The sequence below is a fragment of the Streptomyces sp. NPDC005899 genome, from assembly GCF_040629645.1.
In the GTDB taxonomy this organism is placed as follows: domain Bacteria; phylum Actinomycetota; class Actinomycetes; order Streptomycetales; family Streptomycetaceae; genus Streptomyces.
In genome coordinates this window covers 1-18357 of record NZ_JBEXWB010000095.1, presented here as the reverse complement: position 1 = coordinate 18357, position 18357 = coordinate 1, and the positions used below count along the sequence as shown (strand labels likewise).

The window sequence follows — 18357 nt, the reverse complement described above, 5'->3', positions numbered from 1 at the left end:
TGAGCCGCGGCCTGCCCCTTGGCCGTGGGCCCGGCTGGCCGTGGGGCGTGGGTCCGGCGCCGTCAGCCGCGCCGTACCGCGCACAGCAGCCCGTCGCCCACCGGCAGGAGCGTCGCCATGAGCTCCTGGCTCTCGCGCACGGCGCGCAGCAGTTCGCGCAGGCGCAGCACCTCGGCCGGCTGGGCGGCGGAGTCGATCGTGCGACCGTCCGCGAAGACCCCTTCGAAGCAGACCAGCCCGCCCGGCCGCAGCAGGCGCAACGATTCAGCGAGGCAGTCCATGCTCTCGAGCCGGTCGCCGTCGCAGAAGACGAGGTCGTACCCGCCGTCCGCGAGCCGTGGCAGGACGTCGAGGGCGCGTCCGGGGATGAACCGGGAGCGGTTCGTGGCGAAACCGGCCGCCCGGAATGCCTCGCGGGCGAACTGCTGGCGCTCCGGTTCCGGGTCGACGGTGGTCAGCACGCCGTCCGGGCGCATGCCCTGGAGCAGGTAGATGCCCGACACGCCCGTCCCCGTGCCGATCTCGGCCACCGCTTTGGCGTCCGCCGTCGCCGCGAGCAGGCGCAGAGCGGCGCCGGTGCCCGGGGACACCGAACGGAGCCCTGTCTCGTGAGCCCGGTCCCGGGCCCAGAGCAGAGCTTCTTCCTCGGCGACAAAGGCGTCGGCGAACGCCCAGCTCGTCTGCCGGTTGGCGGTAATGACCCTCTCCTGTCCCCGTAGTTGGCGCAACGGTGACTGTATCGGCTGGACCCGGGAACCCGCAGATGGGACCGGGCGTTAGGAGGAGGCGGGGGAAAACGCCTGGACCGGGCCGCGTGGCCGGGTCCGGAACGTACCCCCCGAGCCCCGGGAGACCGGGCGCGAGCAGGGAATAAAGGCTTATCCGGAGCTAACGGGCGAGGTGGCTATGGTAGGGGCTCCACTGGACACCACCAGAGCCGATAGGGGAGGTGCGGCTGCGCCTGTGGATCGGGGAGGAGTGCTGCGGCGCCTTCTCAGGTCGGCGGGTGAGCCGAAATCCGTGACCGACATTGCTGACCGTTCTTCCGACGTTTCCGCACCGACCGCGACCTTCGCCTCTGATGCGGATTCTCAGGCGTGGACCCCGCCCTCATGGGAAGAGATCGTCAGCACGCACAGCGGCCGGGTGTACCGCCTCGCCTACCGTCTGACGGGTAATCAGCACGACGCCGAGGACCTCACGCAGGAGGTCTTCGTCCGCGTCTTCCGATCGCTGTCCACGTACACGCCCGGCACCTTCGAGGGCTGGCTGCACAGGATCACGACGAATCTCTTCCTTGACATGGTCCGCCGCAAGCAGCGGATCCGTTTCGACTCGCTCGGCGACGACGCGGCGGAGCGGCTGCCGAGCCGTGAGCCCTCGCCCCAGCAGATCTTCAACGACACGCACTTCGACGCGGACGTGCAGCAGGCGCTGGACACCCTCGCACCCGAGTTCCGTGCGGCAGTCGTGCTCTGCGACATCGAGGGGCTCTCGTACGAGGAGATCGCCGCGACACTCGGCGTCAAGCTCGGCACGGTGCGCAGCCGCATCCACCGCGGCCGGTCGCACCTGCGCAAGGCACTCCAGCACCGTTCGCCCGCGGCCCGCGCGGAGCAGCGCTCCCTGGCGGACGCGGTGCTGGCGGGGGAGGGGGGAACGGCGTGAGTGGCACAGGTCCCACCCCCGCGGAGCAGCACCTGGGGGACCGGCTCGCCGCGCTTGTCGACGGTGAGCTCAAACATGATGCCCGTGAGCGGGTGCTCGCCCACCTGGCCACCTGTTCGAGGTGCAAGGCCGAGGCCGACGCGCAGCGACGCCTGAAGAGCGCCTTCGCCACCGCCGCACCACCGTCCCCGTCGGAGGGCTTCCTCGCCCGGCTGCAGGGCCTTCCCGGCGGCACCGGCGACGACGACGGAGGCCGAGGCGGCCCCTTCGGAGGCGGCAGGCGGTTCGGGGAGGGGGTCTTCCCCGTGCTCCAGCACCCGGGCGAACGTGCGGAGGCCGGCCCGGGCAGCCAGTATCCCGGCGGTTTCGGCTACCTGCCCACCGCGCACGGCTCGGCCGCCGTGCTGCCCGGAGGCCCGTCGGACTCCGTCTTCCGCGTCCACGGGGCCGGCCGCGAAGCCGACCGTTCCCCCTGGCGGGCCCGGCGCTTCGCCTTCGCCGCCGCCGGCGCGGTCTCCCTGGCGGCCATCGCGCTCGGTGGCACCCTGCCGCTCGACTACGGCCCCGACACGTCGCTCAGCGCGGAGGGGGCCGGCCCCACCACGGCCCCGCTCGACGCCGAACCGCGCACCGGGGGCGCTGCGGCGGCCGCCCGGAGCCGCGGCGGCGCCCTCTCGGCCGATGCCGGACCGGGCACACCGGCGGCGGTGCCGTCGGCATCCGCCAGGCCGGTGCTCGCCTCCGCGCCTTCACTGCTGGGCACCACCGCTCCGGCGGGGCCCACGCTCGCCTTCCCGGTGCTGAACGTGGCGGTCCCCCCGCTGATACGTCCGACCGACGCCGGTCCGCTGTTCTCGGCCGCCCTCGGCGCGGCCGTTGACCCGGTGACCGCCGCGCCCGCCGTGACGGCCTCGGCCCCACCGGCCGTCCACGACCGGGCGATGTCTCTCTCCCCTCTGCGCTGACCGGGGACACCTGCGCAGGGAATCGCGAACCTGGTTGAATTCGCGGCAGGAACGCCCCCGCGGGGGCGTGCGGAGGCCAGTGGCGGGGAGAGCATGGACGACGGGAAGCCCAGCGGGCCGAAGGCGAAATGGTGGAGCCGCCCCTCCGCGGGGCGCACCGGGGGCGCGGAGCGCGACAGTACCGGCCCCGCCGGGTACGAGGACACCCCCGTCGGGGACGTGGCGGCGGGCGAGACGCCGGCGGCCACGGCCGGGATTCCCGCACCGCCCGCCGGCTCCGCGGCGGAGCCCGCCGCACCGCCCGCCGTCGGCATTCCTTCACCGGCTTCCGGCAGCGTGCCCGCGCCGTCCGTCACCGAGGTCCCCGCGCAGCCCTCCCGGGAGCCGATCGCCTCCCCGCGCCAGGCGCGGGGGGCGGCGTCCGTCCCGTACCCGGCCGCGCCGCCGCCCACCGCCGGGGACGCGCTCACCCCCGGCCTCCCCGAGCACGGGCCGCGGGTGCCCGCCTTCGGGCGGCAGCCCCTGCACGCGCCGGACGAGTACAGCACCCCGCCGTACGGCGGCCCCGGCCCCTGGGCGCCCGCGCCGCCCGTACAGCGCCCGGTGCCCACGCCCGCCCACGGCACGCCCGTCCCACCGGCTCACCCGGGGCCGCTCGTCCCGGAATCCACCGTCCGGGGACCTGCCGAGGGATACGCGCCTCCGGTACCCCCGCAGACGACACACGATCAGCCGCAGCCGCAGCCGCAGCCGCAGCAGCACCAGCCCCGCCCCCAGCCTCCGGCAGGCGGCTACGAGCCGCCCGCGGGGCCGCCGCACGCCGCCTCGCAGTGGGGCCGGTACGACCCGTGGGGTGGGTCCCAGCAGCCTCTGCACCACTCGGGCCCGCCTCCCGGCACAGACACCCGGCCGCGCCGCGGCCGTCCCGGGTCGGTGGTCGCCGGCGCCCTCCTGCTCGCCCTCGTCGCGGGCGGGATCGGCGGCGGGATCGGTTCCTACGTCGAGCGCAACGGCGGCCTGACCACCGTCGAACTCCCCCAGGCCGGCCGGGACAACGGCGACCGGGCCCCCGACAGCGTGGCGGGCATCGCCTCCAGCGCGCTGCCCAGCGTCGTCACCCTGCACGTCAGCGGCTCCGCCGAGTCCGGCACGGGCACGGGCTTCGTCCTCGACGGCAAGGGCCACATCCTCACCAACAACCACGTGGTGGCCCCCGCCGGCTCCTCGGGTGACATCACGGTCACCTTCAGCGGAGGCGAGACCGCGTCCGCCGAGATCGTCGGGAAGGACAGCGGGTACGACCTCGCCGTCGTGAAGGTGAAGGGCGTCTCCGGGTTGAGGCCCCTGCCCCTGGGCAACTCCGACAACGTGCGGGTCGGTGACCCGGTGGTGGCCATCGGAGCACCCTTCGACCTGTCCAACACGGTCACGTCCGGGATCATCAGCGCCAAGCAGCGCCCCATCACCGCGGGCGGCGACAAGGGGGACGGCACCGACGTCAGCTACGTCGACGCCCTGCAGACCGACGCCCCGATCAACCCCGGCAACTCGGGAGGGCCGCTCGTCGACGCCGACGCCCGGGTCATCGGCATCAACAGCGCCATCCGCGCGGCCGACAGCGGCGCCGGCCCCGACGGGGGCCAGTCGGGTTCCATCGGCCTCGGCTTCGCGATACCGATCAACCAGGGCAAGCGCGTCGCCGAGGAACTGATCAACACCGGCAGGGCCACCCACCCGGTGATCGGCGTCACGCTGGACATGGACTTCACCGGCGACGGGGCGAAGGTCGGCGGCAAGGCCGGGGGCGGCGGGCCCGCGGTGACCGAGGGCGGGGCCGCCGACAAGGCGGGGGTCGAAGCCGGTGACGTCATCACCGAAGTGGAGGGCCGGCGCGTGCACAGCGGGGAGGAGCTCATCGTCAAGATCCGCGCCCACCGGCCGGGCGACCGGCTGGCTCTTCGGCTGACCCGTGACGGCGAGGAGCTGTCCGTGACATTGACACTGGGTTCGGCGAGCGGCACCTGACGTACACCGGCAGGTACCGCCCGGACAGCCCGGCCGGGTACCGTGGAGCCGGTCCGGGCCCTCGACGACCTGGTGGCGGAGAACCGCGGGACACAGGGACACGCGGCGAACACGAGGAGCAGCAAGGTGTTCAACGACATAGGCGCACTCGAGCTGCTGACGCTCGTGGTTCTTGCCGTGCTCGTATTCGGCCCGGAGAAGCTGCCGAAGGTCATCCAGGACGTCACGCGCACCATCCGCAAGATCCGTGAGTTCTCGGACAGCGCCAGGGAAGACATCAGGTCGGAGCTCGGCCCGCAGTTCAAGGACTTCGAGTTCGAGGACCTCAACCCGAAGACGTTCATCCGCAAGCAGCTCGCGGACGGCAACGACGACCTCGGGCTCAAGGAGATCCGCGACAGCTTCGACCTGCGCAAGGAGGTGGCGGAGGTCACCGACGCGGTGAACGGCCGTGAGAGCGTGCCGTCGGCGGACGGCGTGGCCGCGACGGCGGGCGCGTCCTCCGGTGCCGCGCCCGACCTCCGCAAGAGGCCCGCCGAGCCGGCCGGGGAAGCGCGTCCGCCCTTCGACGCAGACGCCACCTGACACACTCAATCCCGCCTCGTCCGGGCGGTATGGCTATTCTCCATCTGTCCGGTAACGAGGCCGCCCACGTCCAGGGGGCGGGCCGCTCCGGATCATCGACAGATCGAGGAGGCGGCCGGGCAGTGGAGACGACGAGTCGGGTAGGGGCGGACGGTGCGCCCCGCGCAGTCACCGCGGAGGGAACGCCGACGGCCCGGCGTAGTGTCGACGGCTATCTCAAGGCGCCGTTCCCCTGGTACGGGCTGGACGAGGCCTTCACCGGCCCGCGCTGGCTCATGACCGTGGCCGCCGCGGCCGACGGCACGGTGCAGCACGGATCCACCGGGCACGGCGAGGAGCCCGTGGTGCGGGCCGACGCCGGCGCGGAGCGGGCGCGGTTCGCGGTGGTCGTGACCGTGGGCAGCAGTCCGGTCCGGCACACCGGGGACGGGACGGGGGTGCTGGAGGCCACCACGGTCTCCTCCGCGGCGTGGCTGGCCGGCTCCTCCCTGCTGGCGTACACCTGGCCTCCGCAGATGGACCACACCCTGCGCGGCGAATGGCTGGACCAGCAGACCGAGACCGCGTTCGAGCTCGCCGACGACCTGGGCCAGGCTCCGTGGTCGACGCTGTCGCTCCCCGTGGGCGGCGTACCGGTGTCGTTCCACTACCGCGAGTCGGAGTTCGGCTGGGTGCTCGCGGGGTCGGCCCCGGACGGCGTCCACATCGGCGCCTACGGGCGCGGCATGAGCGCCTACGGCCTGGGCTTCTCGGTAATCGGCGACATCGCGTCGTACGGCGGCTGAGCGCACCCGGCGGTACGGGTCGAGCGCGCTGAACGCACGCGGTGGTACGGGTGAGGGGGCGGCCTCCGCGGAGACCGCCCCCTCACCCGTACCACCGCGTCGCGGTCCTCAGAACTTGTTGCGCGGGGTGAGTCCCAACGACATGCCGGACAGGCCGCGCTGACGGCCTCCCAGCCGCTGGGCGATGGACCGCAGCGCCGCCCCTGCCGGGGAGTCCGGGTCGGAGAGGACGACGGGCTTGCCCTCGTCGCCGCCCTCGCGCAGCCGGACGTCGATCGGGATCGAGCCCAGGACCGGCACCTCGGCGCCGACCGTCCTCGTCAGCCCGTCGGCGACCCGCTGCCCGCCGCCCGAGCCGAACACGTCGACCGTCTCGTCACAGTGGGGGCACGGCATGCCCGACATGTTCTCGACGACGCCGACGATCTTCTGGTGCGTCTGCACGGCGATGGAACCGGCCCGCTCGGCGACCTCCGCCGCGGCCTGCTGGGGGGTCGTGACGACGAGGATCTCGGCGTTGGGCACGAGCTGTGCGACGGAGATCGCGATGTCACCGGTGCCCGGCGGCAGGTCGAGCAGGAGGACGTCCAGGTCGCCCCAGTACACGTCGGCGAGGAACTGCTGCAGCGCGCGGTGCAGCATCGGCCCGCGCCACACCACCGGGGTGTTGCCCGGGGTGAACATGCCGATCGAGATGACCTTCACGCCGTGCGAGGACGGCGGCATGATCATGTTCTCGACCTGGGTGGGCTTCCCGTCCGCGCCGAGCATCCGCGGCACGCTGTGCCCGTAGATGTCGGCGTCCACCACGCCGACCTTGAGCCCGTCGGCCGCCATCGCCGCCGCGAGGTTCACGGTCACCGAGGACTTGCCGACGCCGCCCTTGCCGGACGCGACCGCGTAGACCCGGGTCAGCGAGCCGGGCTTCGCGAACGGCACCTCGCGCTCGGCCGTGCCGCCGCGCAGCGAGGAGGCGAGCTCCTTGCGCTGCTCGTCGCTCATCACGTCGAGGGTGACCTCGACCCGGGACACGCCCTCCACGCGGGCCACCGCGTCGGTCACGTTCCTGGTGATCGTCTCGCGCATCGGACAGCCGGAGACCGTGAGATACACGGTGACAGCGACCACACCGTCAGGATCGATCTCGACCGATTTCACCATGCCCAGTTCGGTGATCGGTCGGTGGATCTCCGGGTCGTTCACTGTCGCCAGTGCTTCGCGCACCGCGTCTTCCGTAGCCATACCGACGATGGTACGGCGCCGGTGCCTACGCGTGGGTAGCCCTTCAGCGGTCGCCTTCGTCACTCTCCGCCGGGAAGAGCAGCCGGCGCTCCTCCATGTCCTTCACCATCGCCTCCAGTTCGGAGCGGATCCAGTCGCGCGTGGCGACCTCGCCGAGGCCCATCCGCAGGGCGGCGATCTCCCGGGAGAGGTACTCGGTGTCGGCGATCGAGCGTTCGTTCTGCTTGCGGTCCTGCTCGTGGGTGACACGGTCGCGGTCGTCCTGGCGGTTCTGCGCGAGCAGGATCAGCGGGGCCGCGTACGAGGCCTGCAGGGACAGCATCAGGGTCAGGAAGATGAACGGGTACTCGTCGAACCGGAGGTGTTCCGGGGCGTAGATGTTCCACACCACCCACAGGATGATGATCAGCGTCATCCAGACGATGAACCGTCCGGTGCCCAGGAAGCGGGCGATGCGCTCCGAGAACCGGCCGAACGCCTCGGGGTCGTACTCCGGCAGCAGCCGGCGGCGCGGGGCCTTCGGCTGGTCGAGCCGGGGACGTGGTGGGCGCACGAGGCCCGACGCGCCCGTCGAAGCCGCCCTGGCGCGGTCCTCAGCCGCCATCCGCCGTCCCCTCCCCGCCCTCGAAGTCGGTCTCGCGCCAGTCGTCGGGCAGCAGGTGGTCCAGCACGTCGTCGACGGTCACCGCGCCGAGCAGCGAGCCGCTCTCGTCGACCACGGGCACCGAGACCATGTTGTACGCGGCCAGGTAGCTGGTCACGGCGGGCAGCGGGGTGTCCGGGGCCAGCGGCACGAGATCGCTGTCCACGATAGAGCTGACCAGGGTGAACGGCGGGTCGCGCAGCAGCCGCTGGAAGTGCACGGTGCCCAGGTACCTCCCGGTCGGCGTCTCGTCGGGCGACCGGCAGACGTACACCTGGGCGGCCAGTGCGGGGGACAGGTCCTGCTGGCGGACCCGGGCCAGCGCGTCCGCCACGGTCGCGTCCGGCCGCAGGATGATCGGCTCGGTCGTCATCAGCCCGCCCGCGGTCCGTTCCTCGTACGCCATCAGCCGCCGTACGTCCGCCGCGTCGTCCGGCCGCATCAGCGCCAGCAGCCGTTCCTTGTCGGCCTCGGGCAGCTCCGAGAGCAGGTCGGCCGCGTCGTCCGGGTCCATAGCCTCCAGGACGTCCGCCGCGCGGTCCTCCTGCAGCTTGCCGATGATCTCCACCTGGTCGTCCTCGGGCAGTTCCTCCAGGACGTCCGCGAGCCGGTCGTCGTCCAGGGCCGCGGCCACCTCGGCCCGGCGCTTGGGCGACAGGTGGTGCATGGCGTTGGCGACGTCCGTGGGGCGCAGCCGTTCGAAGGTGGCGACCAGGCTCTCGGCACCCTGCCCGTGCTGCTCCAGTGAGAAGCCGCTGATGGCCGACCACTCCACGGTCAGCGTCTCACCCTTGCGGCGGAGCGCCCCGCCCCGGCCCTTGCGCACGAAGAACTTGTCGATCTCCCAGTCACGGCGGGCGGGGAGCTGCTGGATGGCGACGTCGAGGACGGTGACCTCCTCGCCCGTCTCGACCAGACGCACCCGCCGGTCGAGGAACTCGCCGAGGACGAGTCGCTCGGTCGGGCGCTGCTCGAAGCGCCGCATGTTGACCACACCCGTGGTGATGACCTGCCCCGACTCCACACCCGTCACCCGGGTGATGGGCAGGAAGATCCGCCGCCGGCTCACGACCTCGACCACCATGCCGAGCAGCCGCGGCGGCCGGCCCCCGACCCGGAGCATCGCCACCAGGTCACGGACCCGGCCGACCTGGTCGCCGCTGGGGTCGAACACCGGTACCCCGGAGAGGTGCGAGACGAAAACCCTGGGGGCGCCTGCCGCCATTCCGTGCGCCTCCTTCGTGCCTCACGTCCTCCTTCGCCGTGATCAGGCTAGCCGGTGGTGGTCCGGCGCGCCCCGGCGGCCGCCCGTACGGAGCTGGGCCGAAGGGTGTACGCGCCCCGGGTACGCTGCGGTCTGCCACCCCCCGACACACAGACGAGAGGCAGTGCGCCCGTGACCTCTTCCGCCCCGGCCGCCCGGGCTCATCGCCGGACCGCTCTCGCCGTGGTCCTCTGCGCGGGGCTCACCGCGGCACTCACCGCCTGCGCCGGCGAGGACCCGGACAAGGGGACCAACGGCGTCGGCAAGCTGGGTGCGGCGGAGATCGACAGCAGGGCGCGGGCGGCGGCGGCCGCCTCGGACGCCGTGCGGCTGACGGGCAAGCTGGTCGGCAAGGGCGGCACCTACACCCTGAACATGCAGGTCAGCGCGGACGGCGGCACCGGTTCGGTCACCTCGGGGCAGAGCACGTTCACGCTGTTGCGGATCGGCGACGCACTCTTCCTGAAGGCCGACGCCGGCTTCTGGAGCCACGGGGACGAGACCGGCGAGGAGGAGAGCGACCGGGCCGCCGCCGGCAAACTCCAGGGCAAGTACGTCAAGGTGCCCGAGGACGATCCCACCTACAAACAGCTGCGCGGCTTCACGGAGAAGAAGACCCTGCTCGACGGGGTGCTCACGCTGCACGGGAAGGTCAACAAGGGCGACCGGGAGACCGTCGGCGGGGTCCGTACCGTGCAGATCATGGGCGGGAAGGGTGAGGGTGGCACGCTCGACGTCTCCCTCAAGGGCACCCCGTTCCCGCTGCGGGTGGCCCGGGGCGGGGGCGGCGGCACCCTGACCCTCGCCGACTGGGGCGAGGCCTTCGCCCTGGAGCAGCCGCCCGAGGACGAGACCGTCGACTACGGCGGGCAGCTCCCCAGGTCCTCCGGCTGACGGGCACCGGCCCGTCAGCGCCGCCCGCGCCGCTTCAGCAGCAGCCGGTGGAGTGCGGCGGGCGCGGGCTGCCGTGTGGTCGCCCCGGTGGGCAGCGGCGCCGCGGCCAGCGAGCCGTCCGGCAGCTGCGTACGGGCCGCTCCGGGCACCAGCCTCAGGACACGGCACTCACGGGCCCACCGCTCGGTCATCCGCTCGGCGTCGGGTGCGTTCAGCCGCTTGCCCTTGAGCTCGGCGACCGCCGCCTCCCAGTCCTCGGAGTGCGGCTCCAGCACGAGGACGGCGGCGGTCCAGGCGACGACGCGCCCGCCCTTGTCCTTGCTGCGGACCGTCACCTCGGCGGCGGCGCCCGCCTCCAGACCGGCGGGCAGCGGCTGTTCCCCCGGGCCGTCACCGACCAGCAGGGCCGCGCCGTCGTGCCACACGTGCCACAGGGCCCGGGCGGGACCGGAGCCCCGCACCCAGATCAGGCCGGACTTCTTGGTGGCCTCCTCGACGAGGGCCCGGTCCAGCAGCGCGTCAGCAGTCATGGCGGAAACTCTACGGGGCCGTCGCGACGGCGGCCCTAGAGCCAGCCGTTGCGCTTGAGGGTGCGGTGGATGGAGAAGCAGACGACGCCGATGACGCCCATCACCGTCGGATAGCCGTAGGTCCAGCGCAGTTCCGGCATGTGCTCGAAGTTCATGCCGTAGACGCCGCAGATCATCGTCGGTACGGCGACGATGGCCGCCCAGGACGTGATCTTGCGCATGTCCTCGTTCTGGGTGACGGTCGCCTGCGCCAGATTGGCCTGCAGGATGGAGTTCAGCAGCTCGTCGAAGCCGATGACCTCCTCCTGCACCCGGGCCAGGTGGTCGGCCACGTCACGGAAGTACTTCTGGATGTCGGGGTCGATCAGCCGCATCGGCCGCTCGCTCAGCAGCTGCATCGGCCGCAGCAGCGGCGACACGGCCCGCTTGAACTCCAGCACCTCGCGCTTGAGCTGGTAGATCCGCCCCGCGTCCGCCCCGCGCGGACCGCCCTTGGCCGGCGTGGAGAACACCTCGATCTCCACCTCGTCGATGTCGTCCTGCACCGACGAGGCCACCGCGATGTAGCCGTCGACCACGTGGTCGGCGATGGAGTGCAGGACGGCGGACGGGCCCTTGGCGAGCAGATCGGGGTCGTCCTGGAGCCGGTGGCGCAGTGCGCGCAGCGATCCCTGCCCGCCGTGCCGGACGGTGATGACGAAGTCCCGGCCGGTGAAGCACATCACCTCGCCGGTCTCCACGACCTCGCTGGTCGCGGTGAGTTCGGCGTGCTCGACGTAGTGGATGGTCTTGAAGACGGTGAACAGCGTGTCGTCGTACCGCTCCAGCTTGGGCCGCTGGTGGGCGTGGACCGCGTCCTCCACGGCGAGCGGGTGCAGGCCGAACTCCTTCGCGATACCGGCGAATTCCTCCTCCGTCGGCTCGTGCAGGCCGATCCAGGCGAAACCGCCCTCCTCGCGCACCCGCAGCATCGCCTCGTGCGGCGTGCGGCAGCCGTCCGCCGTGAGCCGGCGCCCGTCGCGGTAGACGGCGCAGTCGACCACGGCACTGGAGGCGGACGGGTCACGGGTGGTGTCGTAGCTGTTGTACGGGGTGTTGCTCTTGCGCAGGGACGGGCGCACGGCGGCGCGCAGGTCGCGGATCATCGACATGCTGGCTCCTTCACGGAGGGCCGTCGGCGGGGCGTGGAACAGCCCGGAATGGGGACGTGCGCTCACGTCCGCAAAGCGGGCGGCACCGCGCGTGCGCCGATGACGGCGTTCGCTACAGACAGGCAAAAACGAAGTGCTCTTCCGTTGCGCGAACTACCGCGGACACGTCCGGAAAGGGCGTCAGACCACAGAAGGAAGGCGTCGTGCGGAAGAACGGCTGGTACTGCACGGTCGACTTGGATCCACCGCAGCCCCACCTCCTCCGGCCGGTCCCCCGTGGGGGATCACGTGGTCGTGGTCCCCGTGGGGATCACGTGTTGTCAGGACTGAGAGCGACGCTTCTGCGTGCTGTCCCGACCGACGGTTCAGGCTATCAGCAGCCCCGGGCCCGATTCCTTCCTTTGCCCCTTCGAGACGCGTTCTATGCTCGCCGTATGGGAGAAATTCTTGATCTGGTCGAGGCACGGCTCCGTACGGCCCTGGGGGAGCCGGACGCACGCGCCGAAGTGACGTTCCTCGGCACGGACCGCATCGAGGTGCTCCGCTTCGTCGACGGTGATGTCGTGCGCTACGCCACCCTGGGCATGTCGTCGCAGCCGATGGCCGACCCGACCTCTCCGCTCGCCGACCCGGTGAAGGGCCCCCGGGCCGAACTCGTCCTCTCCGTACGGCTGGGGCTCGCCGCCACCGACCAGGTGCTGCGCCCCCTCGCGGTGCTGGCCGCCTCCCCGCAGGTCGAGGGACTCGTCGTGGCGCCGGGCGCCTCACTGGACCTCGGCAGCCCGCTGTGGGCCGGAGCGCTGTTCTCCTCCGTGCTGGTGGCCGAGCCGGGCGGCCTGGTCGAGGATCTGGAGCTGGACGCCCCGATGGACCCGGTGCGCTTCCTGCCGCTGCTGCCGATGACGCCGAACGAGGCCGCCTGGAAGCGGGTCAGGGGTGCCCAGGAGTTGCAGGAGCGCTGGCTGTCGCACGGCACGGACCTGCGCGATCCGCTGCGCGCGTCCGTGCCGCTGGACTGACGGGCCACCCGCACGCGGAGCCCCGCCGTACGCGGGAGGCGGGGCTCCGGGCGGGTCGGCCGGATCAGTCGGCGAGGGCGGCGGCGCCGTCCTCGGCGGCGTGCCGCGGCATCAGCTCCTCGGCCTCGTGGGTCAGCGCCGCGCGCCGGGCCAGGACGACGAGGGCTCCGGCGAGGGCCGCCACCGCGGCCACGACGAACGGGACGTGGATGTCGCTCCACTCCCCGATCTTCGGGGCCAGGTAGGGGGCCGCGGCCGCGGCGAACCAGCGGACGAAGTTGTAGCCGGCGCTCGCCACGGGGCGCGGTGCGTCAGACACCCCGAGGGCCAGTTCCGTGTAGACCGTGTTGTTCAGGCCGATGAAGGCGCCGGAGACGACGGTGCAGACGACGGCTGTCGTGTGGCCGCCGTACCCGAGGACCACCAGGTCGGCGGCCAGCAGGACCAGCGAGGCGCCGATCACCCTCAGCGAGCCGAAGCGCCGCTGCAGGCGTGGGGCGACGAGCACGGAGAAGACGGCGAGGAGCAGCCCCCAGCCGAAGAACACCGCGCCCGACCTGTACGGGGTCATGTCCAGTACGAACGGCGTGAAGGCCAGGACGGTGAAGAAGGCGTAGTTGTAGAAGAAGGCCGAGGCCGCCACCGACGCCAGGCCCCGGTGGCCCAGTTAGGACACCTAATGAATGCGAGCTACATCTATATGGGGGTGCCGTTCTCCGGACCCCCGCCACCGCCTCCCGCGTCCGGGCCACGCTGCGGACGGGTGATCGTCCTTGACGCGGGGACGACCGGAGAGGACCGTTGGGCGGTATGAGGGGCGAACCCAGTTGCCCGAAGTGCGGTGGCCGGGTCAGGGCGCCCGGCCTGTTCGCCGATGCCTGGCAGTGCTCGGCCCACGGCCAGGTGCACCCGATGCAGCCGGTGGTCCCACCCAGCGTGGAGGCGCTCGGCGTGGTCGTGCACAGGGCGCGGGTGCCGGTGTGGATGCCCTGGCCGCTTCCCGTGGGCTGGTTGTTCACGGGTGCGGCGTACGCGGGGGACGACCGCAGCGGCGGACGCGCGACCGCGGTCGCCTGCTCGGGGCCGGGGCCGCTCGGCGGCCTGTGCGAGCTCCTCCTCGTCGCCGAGGAGCTCGGCGTCGGGCTCGGTGCCCGCTACGCCGGGATCGACGGCCTCGACCCCGGCGCCGGCCTGCGGCTGGACGGCGCCCCGGACGCCAAGCTGCTCGCCGCCGGGCGGCCCACCCCGCTCTGGCACGTCGGGGACGCCCCGGACGACCGGGCCGTCTTCGCCGGGGAGGCGTGCGGCCTCTGGCTCTGGGCGATCGTCTGGCCCGAGCAGTCGGGGCTGATGATGTACGACGACCTGGTGCTGACCGACCTGCGCGACGCGGGCGGCGAAGCGGACCTCGTACCCTGCGGAGCCCTCACCCCCCGGCTGCTGACGCCCCCCTGAGCGGCCCGGGCGGCTGACGCCCCGGGAGGACCCGGCGGGCGGCCGGCGGTGCCGTGCCCTCCGGTTATCCTTGAGCGTCCCCCGCCCGTCAGCAGCCCTGGAGTACGTCGTGCGCATCGATCTGCACACCCACTCCACCGCGTCGGACGGCACGGACACCCCCGCCGAACTCGTGGCCGGCGCCGCCGCGGCCGGCCTCGACGTCGTCGCCCTGACCGACCACGACACGGTCGGCGGGTACGCGGAAGCGGCGGCGGCCCTCCCCGAGGGCCTGACACTCGTCACGGGAGCCGAGCTCTCCTGCCGTGTCGGCGGTGTCGGCCTGCACATGCTGGCCTACCTCTTCGACCCCTCGGAACCCGAACTCGCGCGCGAGCGCGAACTGGTCCGGGACGACCGGGTGCCGCGTGCCCGGACCATGGTGGGCAAGCTGCGGGAACTCGGCGTCCCGATCACCTGGGAGCAGGTGGACCGTATCGCCGGAGACGGCTCGGTCGGCCGCCCGCACATCGCGACCGCCCTGGTGGACCTCGGCGTCGTCGACTCGGTGTCCGACGCCTTCACGCCCGACTGGCTCGCCGACGGCGGCCGCGCCTACGCCGGGAAGCACGAACTCGACCCGTTCGAGGCGGTCAGGCTGGTCAAGGCCGCCGGCGGCGTGACCGTCCTCGCCCACCCCCTCGCCGTCAAGCGGGGGGCCGTCGTGCCGGAGTCCGTGATCGCGGACCTGGCCGCCGCGGGTCTCGACGGCGTCGAGGTCGACCACATGGACCACGACGAGGCCACCAGGGCGCGGCTGCGGGGGCTGGCCGCCGAGTTCGGGCTGCTGCCCACCGGGTCGAGCGACTACCACGGCACCCGAAAGACCGTCCGGCTCGGTGACTTCACCACGGACCCCGAGATCTACGGCGAGATCACCCGGCGTGCCACGGGGGCGTTCCCCGTGCCGGGCGCCGGCGGACCGCTCCGCGAACTCCGCGCGTAACGACCTCCCCGCCCGGTGGGCGGGTCCTCTCCGCCCGGTGCCCGTCCGCCCGGCGGACGTCCCGCCGCGCACGACGAGTTTCCCCGCGCCTCCCCGCTCTCCACGTCACCGCACCGCCGCCGCCCCCGGGTGTGCCCGGGCACCGTGGCGCGCGCCGGTCCGCGCACCTCCCTGTTCGACCCGCTCTCCTCTCGCAAGGCTCACTGTGTTCGACATCGCTGTCTTCGGATCCCTCTTCCTGACCCTGTTCGTGATCATGGATCCGCCCGGGATCACACCCATCTTCCTGGCGCTCACCGCGGGACGCCCCGCCAAGGTGCAGCGCAAGATGGCCCTGCAGGCCGTCTCCGTGGCCTTCTCCGTGATCGCCGTCTTCGGAGTGCTCGGCCAGCAGATACTCGACTACCTGCACGTCTCGGTCCCGGCCCTGATGATCGCGGGCGGTCTCCTGCTGCTGCTGATCGCGCTCGACCTGCTCACCGGCAAGACGGACGAGCCCACGCAGACCAAGGACGTCAACGTCGCCCTCGTCCCGCTGGGCATGCCGCTGCTGGCCGGCCCCGGGGCCATCGTCTCGGTGATCCTCGCGGTGCAGCACGCCGACGGCTTCGGCGGGCAGGTGTCGGTGTGGTCGGCGATCTTCGCCATGCACGTCGTGCTCTGGCTGACCATGCGCTATTCGCTGCTGATCATCCGGGTGATCAGGGACGGGGGAGTGGTCCTCGTCACCCGGCTCGCCGGGATGATGCTCTCCGCGATCGCCGTCCAGCAGATCATCAACGGGGTCACCCAGGTCATCCAGAACTCCTGACCCCGGACAGCACGGCGCCCCCGCACGGTTCCGGTGCGGGGGCGCTTCGTCCTCAGCTCGTCATACGCCCGATGTCGGCGACTCGAAGCAGAACAAGGTGTTACGAGGCCGACGTGTCGGCCGGCCGGATGTAGATGCGCTGGCCCATGGAGGCGGCCTGCTGCACGATCCGGTTGACGGAGGCGGCGTCCACGACGGTGCTGTCCACGGCGGTACCGTCGACATCGTCGAGTCGCATGATCTCGAAGCGCATACGGCTTCCCTTCGTCTGATCCTCCTGCTGGAGAACTACTGGCTGGACGGACCTGCCGTCCACAAGGATGTGGGGCCCGGGACGTCCGCGTCCCGTGCTCCATACAGGTACCAACGGCTTGCCCAGGGCAAACATTCCCTACGCTAAGGAAATTTTTTGGATGTCTAAGTACCCGCCGGTAATCCCGCACGCGCGGACGAAGAGGCCCGCATGACCGACGAGGACACGCGGCCCGACGACGCCTCCGGCATCCGCGAACAGCTGGACCGGACCAACGAACTGCTCCAGCGCGTCCTGGCGGAGGTGTCGAAGACACCCTCCACCCACGCGATCTTCGTCGACGCGGGATACGTCTACGCCGCGGCCGGCCTGCTCGTCACCGGCACCGAGGACCGGCGTTCCTTCGACCTCGACGCGGAGGGCCTGATCGAGGCCTTCATCGACAAGGCCCGCACGATCTTCGCGGACAGCCGGCTCCTGCGCGTGTACTGGTATGACGGAGCCAGGCGCCGGATCCACACCGCGGAACAGCAGGCCATCGCCGAACTCCCCGACGTCAAGGTCCGGCTCGGCAACCTCAACGCCAACAACCAGCAGAAGGGCGTCGACTCGCTCATCCGCACCGACCTCGAGTCCCTCGCCCGCCACCGGGCCATCAGTGACGCGGCGCTCGTCGGCGGCGACGAGGACCTGGTGTCGGCCGTCGAATCGGCGCAGGGTTACGGGGCCCGGGTGCACCTGTGGGGCATCGAGGCCGGGGAGGGGCGCAACCAGGCGGAGCCACTGCTCTGGGAGGTCGACAGCCAGCGGACCTTCGACCTCGACTTCTGCCGCCCGTACGTGACCCGGCGTCCCGTCACGATGTACGACGACGACAGCCCAGCACCCGCACGCGAGGACGTCCGCTTCGTCGGTGCCCAGATCGCGGCCGCCTGGCTCTCCACACGCGGCCGCGAGGCCCTCGCCGACCTGCTGCCCGGGCACCCCTACCTCCCGGGCTCCGTCGACCAGGACCTCCTCGTCGAGGCCGAACGGCTGCTCCAGCACTCACTGCGCGGCCACGCGCACCTGCGGCGGGCGCTGCGCGACGGCTTCTGGCACCACCTTCAGGCGCAGTACTGATCCGCCGGCGCCACCGGGAGACGCGGGCCCGGGTCCGGTACCGGCCGCGCACGGCTCAGACGGACTCCCAGAACGAGACGAGTGCGGCCGCGGTCTCCAGCGGCCTGGCCGTGTTCGGCGAGTGCTCCGCCTCCCCGATCACGGTGCGCCGGGCCCCCAGCCGCCGCGCCATGTCGTCGAGCAGCGGCACCGGCCACACGTCGTCGCTCCCGCCCGAGATCACGTGGACGGGCAGGGGCAGGGCGGCGAGCTCGGCCACCCGGTCCGGTTCGCGGGACAACTGCGCTCCTGTGGCGATCAGCTGCGCCGGGTCGTGACGCATCCAGCGGCGGCGCAGATCCTCCCCGTCACCGATGTCCGCGTCCTCGGGCGGATCCATGGCGCGCATGGCCTGCCACACCTCGGCCATGCTCCAGCGGGAGAGCACGTCGGCGAGCAGCTGCGCCTTCTTCTGCTGGGCGGGGGAGATCTCGGCGGGCCCGGACGACATCAGGGTCAGCGAGCGGAAGGGGGCGGAGTCCGCCAGCACGGCGGCGCGGGCGATGTGGCCGCCGAGGGAGTGCCCGAGCAGATGGACGCCGCCCGGCTCCGCGGCGCCGGTGAGCGCTGCGGCCTGCGCCAGCACGTCGCGCGCCAGCTCGCCCTGCGCGTAGGCGTCCGGATGGTCCGCCCATCCGCTCTCGTACTGTCCGCGCCCGTCCACCGAGACGACCCGGAAACCGGCGCGCGCCAGCGGTTCCAGCAGGGCGATGAAGTCCTCCTTGCTGCCGGTGTACCCCGGCAGCAGGAGCGCTGTGGCGTGCGCGCCCCCGGCGGGCACGGCGTCCAGCACGGCGAAGTCCCCGCGCTCCGTGGACAGCGTGCGGGCATGGGCGCAGGGGGGCGGGGTGAAGGTGGGCGGCCGGCTCATGGGGCGAGGCTATCGCCGTGGACCGGTTCGCGCCCCGGCAGCCGTACGGC

General features: G+C 72.4%; 19 protein-coding genes and 1 pseudogene. 11 read left to right on the top strand and 9 right to left on the bottom strand.

All coding sequences use genetic code 11. The annotated features are described in order from the left end of the window. Positions 1-62: 62 nt before the first annotated feature. Complete coding sequence (locus tag ABZ371_RS13995; RefSeq protein ID WP_056793956.1) at positions 63-728, bottom strand: O-methyltransferase; 666 nt, start codon at positions 726-728, stop codon at positions 63-65. Between the two features lie 178 nt (positions 729-906). Between ABZ371_RS13995 and sigE the strand changes: the two genes are divergently transcribed. From sigE to ABZ371_RS13970, 5 genes are all read left to right on the top strand, one after another. Next, positions 907-1668 (top strand): RNA polymerase sigma factor SigE, encoded by a 762-nt coding sequence (gene sigE / locus ABZ371_RS13990; RefSeq protein ID WP_358678154.1) that lies wholly within the window; start codon positions 907-909, stop codon positions 1666-1668. Continuing rightward, a complete protein-coding gene (locus ABZ371_RS13985; protein ID WP_358678151.1) occupies positions 1665-2633 on the top strand; it encodes a zf-HC2 domain-containing protein in 969 nt (322 codons plus the stop codon). The genes sigE and ABZ371_RS13985 overlap by 4 nt, the downstream gene beginning before the upstream one ends. 93 nt (positions 2634-2726) lie before the next feature. Beyond that, complete coding sequence (locus tag ABZ371_RS13980; protein WP_358678148.1) at positions 2727-4658, top strand: trypsin-like peptidase domain-containing protein; 1932 nt, start codon at positions 2727-2729, stop codon at positions 4656-4658. A gap of 126 nt (positions 4659-4784) precedes the next feature. Continuing rightward, positions 4785-5243: a sec-independent translocase gene (locus ABZ371_RS13975; protein ID WP_358678160.1), complete on the top strand. Its 459-nt coding sequence runs from the start codon at positions 4785-4787 to the stop codon at positions 5241-5243. A 122-nt stretch (positions 5244-5365) separates the two neighbouring features. Then, positions 5366-6028 (top strand): hypothetical protein, encoded by a 663-nt coding sequence (locus ABZ371_RS13970; RefSeq protein ID WP_358678145.1) that lies wholly within the window; start codon positions 5366-5368, stop codon positions 6026-6028. Positions 6029-6136: 108 nt separating this feature from the next. On the opposite strand, the gene ABZ371_RS13965 is transcribed toward ABZ371_RS13970, so the two are convergent. Genes ABZ371_RS13965 through ABZ371_RS13955 form a run of 3 tightly spaced genes read right to left on the bottom strand, consistent with a single transcriptional unit; the run spans position 6137 to position 9138 of the window. After that, positions 6137-7270 (bottom strand): Mrp/NBP35 family ATP-binding protein, encoded by a 1134-nt coding sequence (locus tag ABZ371_RS13965; RefSeq protein WP_358678142.1) that lies wholly within the window; start codon positions 7268-7270, stop codon positions 6137-6139. A gap of 43 nt (positions 7271-7313) precedes the next feature. Continuing rightward, positions 7314-7874 carry a DUF1003 domain-containing protein gene (locus ABZ371_RS13960; protein ID WP_358678139.1) on the bottom strand — a complete coding sequence of 187 codons (561 nt, stop codon included), beginning with the start codon at positions 7872-7874 and terminating at the stop codon, positions 7314-7316. Beyond that, positions 7864-9138, bottom strand: coding sequence for a CBS domain-containing protein (locus ABZ371_RS13955; protein WP_358678136.1), 1275 nt, complete (start codon positions 9136-9138; stop codon positions 7864-7866). The genes ABZ371_RS13960 and ABZ371_RS13955 overlap by 11 nt, the downstream gene beginning before the upstream one ends. Before the next feature lie 171 nt (positions 9139-9309). Between ABZ371_RS13955 and ABZ371_RS13950 the strand changes: the two genes are divergently transcribed. Beyond that, positions 9310-10071: a hypothetical protein gene (locus ABZ371_RS13950; protein WP_358678133.1), complete on the top strand. Its 762-nt coding sequence runs from the start codon at positions 9310-9312 to the stop codon at positions 10069-10071. Positions 10072-10085: 14 nt separating this feature from the next. Here ABZ371_RS13950 and ABZ371_RS13945 read toward each other — a convergent pair whose 3' ends face one another. Continuing rightward, positions 10086-10601, bottom strand: a complete 516-nt coding sequence (locus tag ABZ371_RS13945) for a hypothetical protein (protein ID WP_358678130.1) — start codon at positions 10599-10601, stop codon at positions 10086-10088. A gap of 35 nt (positions 10602-10636) precedes the next feature. After that, complete coding sequence (locus tag ABZ371_RS13940) at positions 10637-11752, bottom strand: magnesium and cobalt transport protein CorA (protein ID WP_358678128.1); 1116 nt, start codon at positions 11750-11752, stop codon at positions 10637-10639. Between the two features lie 434 nt (positions 11753-12186). On the opposite strand from ABZ371_RS13940, the gene ABZ371_RS13935 reads away from it, so the two are divergent. Further along, the gene (locus tag ABZ371_RS13935; RefSeq protein WP_358678125.1) at positions 12187-12771 is read left to right on the top strand and encodes a suppressor of fused domain protein; all 585 of its coding nucleotides are present in this window, start codon (positions 12187-12189) and stop codon (positions 12769-12771) included. A gap of 64 nt (positions 12772-12835) precedes the next feature. On the opposite strand, the pseudogene ABZ371_RS13930 reads toward ABZ371_RS13935, so the two are convergent. Beyond that, a pseudogene (locus ABZ371_RS13930) lies at positions 12836-13438 on the bottom strand (MFS transporter); the annotation flags it as partial. A 143-nt stretch (positions 13439-13581) separates the two neighbouring features. Between ABZ371_RS13930 and ABZ371_RS13925 the strand changes: the two are divergent. The 3 genes from ABZ371_RS13925 to ABZ371_RS13915 all read left to right on the top strand — a co-directional run bounded on the left by ABZ371_RS13925 (position 13582) and on the right by ABZ371_RS13915 (position 16022). Further along, positions 13582-14226, top strand: coding sequence for a DUF6758 family protein (locus tag ABZ371_RS13925; protein ID WP_358678122.1), 645 nt, complete (start codon positions 13582-13584; stop codon positions 14224-14226). A 109-nt stretch (positions 14227-14335) separates the two neighbouring features. Continuing rightward, positions 14336-15211 (top strand): PHP domain-containing protein, encoded by an 876-nt coding sequence (locus ABZ371_RS13920; protein ID WP_358678157.1) that lies wholly within the window; start codon positions 14336-14338, stop codon positions 15209-15211. Between the two features lie 205 nt (positions 15212-15416). Beyond that, positions 15417-16022 (top strand): MarC family protein, encoded by a 606-nt coding sequence (locus ABZ371_RS13915; protein ID WP_358678119.1) that lies wholly within the window; start codon positions 15417-15419, stop codon positions 16020-16022. A gap of 100 nt (positions 16023-16122) precedes the next feature. Here the strand turns inward: ABZ371_RS13915 and ABZ371_RS13910 are convergent, their stop codons facing one another. Next, a complete protein-coding gene (locus ABZ371_RS13910) occupies positions 16123-16275 on the bottom strand; it encodes a hypothetical protein (RefSeq protein ID WP_175420788.1) in 153 nt (50 codons plus the stop codon). A gap of 210 nt (positions 16276-16485) precedes the next feature. On the opposite strand from ABZ371_RS13910, the gene ABZ371_RS13905 reads away from it, so the two are divergent. Next, the gene (locus ABZ371_RS13905) at positions 16486-17397 is read left to right on the top strand and encodes an NYN domain-containing protein (RefSeq protein WP_358678116.1); all 912 of its coding nucleotides are present in this window, start codon (positions 16486-16488) and stop codon (positions 17395-17397) included. 55 nt (positions 17398-17452) lie between these two features. On the opposite strand, the gene ABZ371_RS13900 is transcribed toward ABZ371_RS13905, so the two are convergent. Further along, positions 17453-18307, bottom strand: a complete 855-nt coding sequence (locus ABZ371_RS13900; protein ID WP_358678113.1) for an alpha/beta fold hydrolase — start codon at positions 18305-18307, stop codon at positions 17453-17455. Positions 18308-18357: the final 50 nt, after the last annotated feature.